Source organism: Streptomyces nanshensis (assembly GCF_001751255.1).
GTDB lineage: Bacteria > Actinomycetota > Actinomycetes > Streptomycetales > Streptomycetaceae > Streptomyces > Streptomyces nanshensis_A.
The window spans coordinates 3,146-9,025 of record NZ_LJGW01000336.1 but is presented as its reverse complement, the minus strand read 5'-3'; the positions used below and the strand labels follow the sequence as shown (position 1 = coordinate 9,025).

The 5,880-nt window shown below is 72.4% G+C and carries 5 protein-coding genes; 3 read left to right on the top strand and 2 right to left on the bottom strand.

Annotation, left to right across the window (positions count from 1 at the left end):
• Positions 1–66: 66 nt before the first annotated feature.
• On the bottom strand, positions 67–1,350 hold the full coding sequence (locus AN218_RS19950; protein WP_070018260.1) for an adenylosuccinate synthase: 1,284 nt from the start codon (positions 1,348–1,350) through the stop codon (positions 67–69).
• A 150-nt stretch (positions 1,351–1,500) separates the two neighbouring features.
• On the opposite strand from AN218_RS19950, the gene AN218_RS35570 reads away from it, so the two are divergent.
• Positions 1,501–2,634: a diacylglycerol kinase gene (locus AN218_RS35570; RefSeq protein WP_244900544.1), complete on the top strand. Its 1,134-nt coding sequence runs from the start codon at positions 1,501–1,503 to the stop codon at positions 2,632–2,634.
• Here AN218_RS35570 and AN218_RS19940 read toward each other — a convergent pair.
• Positions 2,618–3,289 (bottom strand): GbsR/MarR family transcriptional regulator, encoded by a 672-nt coding sequence (locus AN218_RS19940; RefSeq protein WP_420855994.1) that lies wholly within the window; start codon positions 3,287–3,289, stop codon positions 2,618–2,620. The two genes, AN218_RS35570 and AN218_RS19940, sit on opposite strands and share 17 nt — an antisense overlap.
• Positions 3,290–3,382: 93 nt before the next feature.
• On the opposite strand from AN218_RS19940, the gene AN218_RS19935 reads away from it, so the two are divergent.
• Together AN218_RS19935 and AN218_RS19930 are read left to right on the top strand one after the other, a co-directional pair.
• Entirely contained in the window at positions 3,383–4,318 is a 936-nt protein-coding gene (locus AN218_RS19935; protein WP_070018259.1) for an ABC transporter ATP-binding protein, read from the top strand.
• A partial coding sequence (locus AN218_RS19930; RefSeq protein ID WP_244900543.1) for an ABC transporter permease occupies positions 4,318–5,880 on the top strand: 1,563 nt, incomplete at its 3' end. The genes AN218_RS19935 and AN218_RS19930, both read left to right, overlap by 1 nt.

The following is a 5,880-nucleotide window of genomic DNA, read 5'->3' as shown; positions in this document are numbered from 1 at the left end:
GGCGCATCCCGGGATGCGCCGGCCCCGCAGGTGTGTCCGCCCGCCCTCTCCGGCGGGCCGCCGCGTTCAGAGGAACGAGTTGATCTGGATCGTCTCGTCCCGGCCCGGACCCACGCCGATCGCGGAGATCGGGGCGCCGGACATCTCCTCCAGGGCCTTCACATAGCCCTGCGCGTTCTTCGGCAGGTCCGAGAAGGACTTCGCCCCGGTGATGTCCTCCGACCAGCCCGGCAGATACTCGTAGACCGGCACGGCATGGTGGAAGTCGCTCTGGCTGAAGGGCAGTTCGGTCACCCGGCGGCCCTCGATCTCGTACGCGACGCAGACCGGCACACGCTCCCAGCCCGTCAGCACGTCGAGCTTGGTGAGGAAGAAGTCGGTGAGGCCGTTGACGCGGGTCGCGTAGCGCGCGATGACCGCGTCGAACCAGCCGCAGCGCCGGTCCCGCCCCGTCGTGACGCCCCGCTCGCCGCCGATCTCGCGCAGCGCCTCGCCGTCGGCGTCGAGCAGTTCGGTGGGGAAGGGGCCCGCGCCCACGCGCGTCGTGTACGCCTTGAGGATGCCGATGACGCGGCTGATCTTCGTCGGCCCGACGCCTGCGCCCGTACAGGCGCCGCCCGCGGTCGGGTTGGAGGAGGTGACGAAGGGATACGTGCCGTGGTCGACGTCGAGCAGCGTGCCCTGGCCGCCCTCGAAGAGGACGACCTTCCCCTCGTCCACCGCGTCGTTGAGGATCAGCGTGGTGTCGGCGACGTACCCGCGCAACCGGTCGGCGTAGCCGAGCAGTTCCTCGACGACCTGGTCGGTGCGGACGGCGCGGCGGTTGTAGAGCTTGGCGAGCACCTGGTTCTTGAAGTCGAGGGCGGCCTCGACCTTCTGCGTCAGGATCGACTCGTCGAAGAGGTCCTGGACGCGCAGACCCACGCGGTTGATCTTGTCCGCGTAGGCCGGTCCGATGCCGCGGCCGGTCGTGCCGATCTTCCGCTTCCCGAGGAACCGTTCCGTCACCTTGTCGACCTCGGTGTGGTACGGCGCGATGAGATGGGCGTTGCCGCTGAGCAGCAGTCCGGAGGTGTCGACGCCGCGCTCGTTCAGTCCGCTCAGCTCGGAGAGCAGGACCGACGGGTCGACGACGACGCCGTTGCCGATGACGGGCACACAGCCCGGGGAGAGGATGCCCGAGGGGAGCAGGTGCAGCGCGTACTTCTGGTCGCCGACGACGACCGTGTGGCCGGCGTTGTTGCCGCCCTGGTAACGCACCACGTAGTCGACCGAACCGCCGAGCAGATCGGTGGCCTTCCCTTTGCCCTCGTCACCCCACTGAGCACCGAGCAGCACAAGTGCGGGCACAGGCGTACACCCCTTCCGGGCGGGGCATGTCCCACGTGCGTGGCCAGTGCCATCGCAAGAGCCGCGGACCGGTGCCCCAGATAGAGGAAGCCCCTGGCGCAACAGCGACAGGGGCTCTTGCACCGAGAGGTTACCTGAGAGAGGAACAAGGTGTCGGCTCCAGACCCCGCGGGGGCTTCGCAGCCCCCGCTGCTCCTGGTCATCGACCCCGCCGCCAGGATGTGGGACGGGGAATCCGTACGGATCGCGCGTGACGTGCTGTGCGCGGGCGCCGAGGGCGTGAAGGTGTGCCTGCCGGAGAATCCGGAGGAGGCCGAGCGCGCGCTCGCCCGCCGCGGCAGCCGCCGCCCCGTGGTGGTGGGCGACGACAGAGCGCTGCTGCGGGCGGTCAGACTGCTGCACCGGGAGCGGGAGTTGGACGAGGCGGTGCTCTCGGTGGTGCCCGTCGGCGCGGAGCGGTCCGTCGCGCTGGCGTGCGGTCTGGGCGTACCGGCGGACGCGGTCTCCGCCGCCCGTACGGCGCTGGACGGGGTCGAACGGCGGCTCGGTCTGCTGATAGACGACAGCGGGGGCGTGGTGCTGGGCGGCATCCGCATCCCGGGTCCGTCCGGCGAGGACGAAGTGCAGGGCCGCGGGGGAGCGTTGAGGGCGACGGCGGCGCTGGTGCGCGCACGCCGTGCGCGGCCGTCGGCCGGGCAGCGGCTGCGGGTCGAGGCGGACGGCGAACTGCTGGCGGACCTGGACCGGCCGGTCACGGAGGTGTCGGTCGTTTCCCCTCGTCCTTCGGACTGGGGAGGCCCCGACCCTCGTCCTTCGGACTGGGGAGGCCCCGACCCTCGTCCTTCGGACTGGGGAGGCCCCAACCCTCGTCCCTCGGGGTGGGGAGGGGGCCGGCCTCGGCCCATGGGCCGGGGAGATCCGCGTCCCGTGGGGACGGGCGTCGCGGGCGCGCTCCGGCACCTGCGTACCGGATCGTCCTCCGCTTCTGCTTCCGCTTCCGCGCCCGACTCCGGTGCGGGGCACAGGAGTCGGGGCCGCGCGGAGTCCGACGCCCCGTGGGACGGACGGTACGACGGACGGTGGGACGGGCAGCGCAGCCTCGCGCAGGTGACCGTGCGCCCCGAGGGCGCGGACGACGCGGAGCCGGTACGGGCGCGGGCGAAGGCGGTGACGGTGTCCGGACCGGACTTCCACTACCGCGCGGACGCCCTGGTCGGCGGTCCCGTACGCGTACGTACCTGGACGGCGCTCGCCGGGGCGTGGGGGCTCACTCTTCCCGGCTGAGCGACCTGCGTTGGGCGCGCCAGCGTTCCAGCATCCCTTCCACTTCGGACTGCATGAACTTCAGGAAGTCATGGGTCTCGCGGACCCGGCGCCCCGCGGGCGTCCGCGGACCCAGGGCCTCTTCGCCGGCGCGGAGCGTGGCCGCCCAGCGGGTGATGAGCTGTTCGCGGTCGAGGATCGCCTCGTACCAGACGTTCTCGTCCAGACGGTAGAGCTCGCGCCGCGAGCCCGGTTCGCGTTCGCGGCTGACCATGTGGACCTGCGCGAGATAGCGCACCGCGCCGGAGACCGCCGCCGGGCTGATGCGGAGCCGTTCCGCGAGCTGGGCCGAGCTGAGCGAGCCGCCGTCGGAGGCGAGCAGACAGGCGAAGACGCGGGAGGCCATGCGCTGCATGCCCGCCTGTGTCAGATCGGCGGCGAAGCGTTCGACGAAGGAGGACGTGGCCGCGTCGTAGCCGTCGTCGTCCCCGGGCCCGGCCTCGGCCCCGCTCTCCGCCCCGGCCTCGGTCTCGCCCTCCGCCCCGGGCGCCGAACTCGCCCCGGACGCCGCCGTGTTCACGTCCGGCGCCGCGGCCTCCCGCTCCGGCTCGGCCGCGGGCGCTGATCCGGAGCGCGGTCCCTGCTCCCGTCCGGGAGCTGCTCTCTCCTCTGTCACCGGTCGGCTTCTCCTCCCTGGTCACCTCGCGTACGCAGATCCTAACGCTTCCTTAACTTCACAAATTTATGAAAGAAGTGTAGCTTCGCGTCCATGGACTCATCCACCACCGCGATCTCGGTATCCGGTCTCGTCAAGACCTTCGGCAGGCTGCGGGCGCTCGACGGTCTCGATCTCGACGTACGGACCGGAGAGGTGCACGGCTTCCTCGGCCCGAACGGCGCGGGCAAGTCGACCACCATCCGCGTGCTGCTCGGCCTGCTGCGCGCCGACGCCGGCACCGCGCGCCTGCTCGGCCACGACCCCTGGCAGGACGCCGTCTCCCTGCACCGGCGGCTCGCCTACGTACCCGGCGACGTCGAGCTGTGGCCCGGCCTCACCGGCGGCGAGGCCATCGACCTCCTCGCCCGCCTGCGCGGCGGCCTCGACACCCGGCGCCGGGACGAGCTGATCGAGCGCTTCGACCTCGACCCGACCAAGAAGGGCCGCACCTACTCCAAGGGCAACCGGCAGAAGGTCGCCATCGTCGCCGCGCTCGCCTCCGACGCCGAGCTGCTGCTCCTGGACGAACCGACCGCCGGGCTCGACCCGTTGATGGAGGTCGTCTTCCAGGACGTGATCCTCCAGGCGAAGGCGGCCGGCAAGACCGTGCTGCTCTCCAGCCACATCCTGGCCCAGGTCGAGAAGCTGGCCGACCGCGTGAGCATCATCCGGCTCGGCCGCATCGTGCAGTCCGGGACGCTCAGCGACATGCGCCATCTGACGCGTACGACCATCGAGGCTGAGACCGAGCGGCCCGTGACCGGGCTCGCCGAACTGCCCGGCGTGCACGACGTACGCACCGAGGACCGGCGCGTGCACTTCGCCGTCGACGGCTCCCACCTCGACGAGGCCGTGCGCCACCTCAGCGGGCTCGGCGTGCGCAGCCTCACCAGCCATCCGCCCACGCTCGAAGAGCTGATGCTGCGCCACTACGGCGACGAACTGGCCGCGAACGGACATCTCAGCGCGGCGGGGGGCGCCGCGTGATGACCGTCCAGGCCGAGACCACCGGCACCGGCACCTCCCGGCGGGCGGCGGAACCCGACGGACCCGGCGGTCCGTCGCATGTCCTCGCCGGCACCGGCACGCTCATCCGCTTCGCGCTGCGCCGCGACCGCGTACGCATCCCCGCGTGGATCGCCGCGCTCGCGCTGGTCGGGCTCTCCACCGTCGGCAAGCTCGAAGGGCTCTATCCGGACGCCGCCGACCGCGCCTCCGTCGCGAAGACCATGGGCAGTCCGGCCGCGCTCGCCATGACCGGGCCGCGCCACTATCTGGAGGGCGGCTACAACCTGGGCGCGATGCTCAGCCACCAGGTGATCGGCTTCTACGGGGTGCTCGCCGCCCTCATGGCGGTGCTGACCGTCGTACGGCACACCCGTACCGAGGAGGAGACCGGCCGCGCCGAACTGCTCCGCTCGACCGTCGTCGGCCGCCATGCGGCGCTGACCGCGGCGCTCACCGTCGCCGTGGCCGCCTCGCTGCTGCTCGGCGGGCTGCTCGCGCTGGGCCTCGGCGGCTCCGGCGTCGACGGCGTGACATGGCAGGGGTCGCTGCTGTACGGGGCGGTCTTCGCGGGGCTGGGCACGGTCTTCGCGGGGGTCGCGGCCGTCACCGTGCAGATCACGGAGCATGCGCGGGCCGCCTCCGGCATGGCGCTCGCCGTGATCGGCGCCGCCTACGTACTGCGGGCGGCGGGCGACGTCGGGGACGGCACCCTGTCGTGGTTCTCGCCGATCGGCTGGGGCCAGCGCTGCTATCCGTTCGTGGACGACCGGTGGTGGCCGCTGCTGCCGATGCTCGCCACGGCGCTCGTCACCGGCGCCGCGGGCTATGTGCTCAGCGCACGCCGCGACGTGGGCGAGGGCCTGCGCCCGCCGCGGCCCGGGCGGCGCACGGCGTCGGCGGCGCTGACGCACCCCTTCGGCTTCGCGCTGCGGCTGCACCGCGGCACGATGGCGGCCTTCGGCGCCGGGGTGTTCGTGCTCGGGACGATGTACGGATCGATCCTCGGCGACGTCGACGACATGCTGAAGGACGTCCATGTGATCGACGACGCCCTGGCGCAGGCGGGCGGCGCCTCCCTGGTGGAGTCCTTCGCCTCGATCGTCATGATCGTCAACGCCGTGATCGCTGCCGTCTACGTCGTACTGGCGGCCCTGCGCCCCCGCTCCGAGGAGAGCGCAGGACGGGCCGAACCGCTGCTGGCGACGGGCCTGTCGCGTACGGCGTGGGCCTGGAGCCATCTGTCGGCGACGCTCGTCGGCGGTACGGTCACGCTCGCGCTGGCCGGGCTGGGCTTCGGCGTCGCGGGCGCGGCGTCCACGGGCGACGGCTCGCTGGTGGCGTCGCTGACGGGCGCGGCCCTGGCGTACGCACCGGCGCTGTGGGTCACGACGGGCGTCGCGGCCGTGCTCTTCGGCTGGCTGCCGCGGGCCGCGGCGGCCGCGTGGCTGGTGCCGGTGTACGCGTTCCTCGTCGGATACCTCGGCCAGATCCTCCAGTTCCCGGACTGGATGAACGACCTCTCCCCCTTCGGGCACATTCCG

What these genes read in the sequence shown, in the direction of transcription:
- AN218_RS19935 (WP_070018259.1), top strand. Translation starts at nt 3,383, where the DNA reads ATGGACTCATCCACCACCGCGATCTCGGTATCCGGTCTCGTCAAGACC.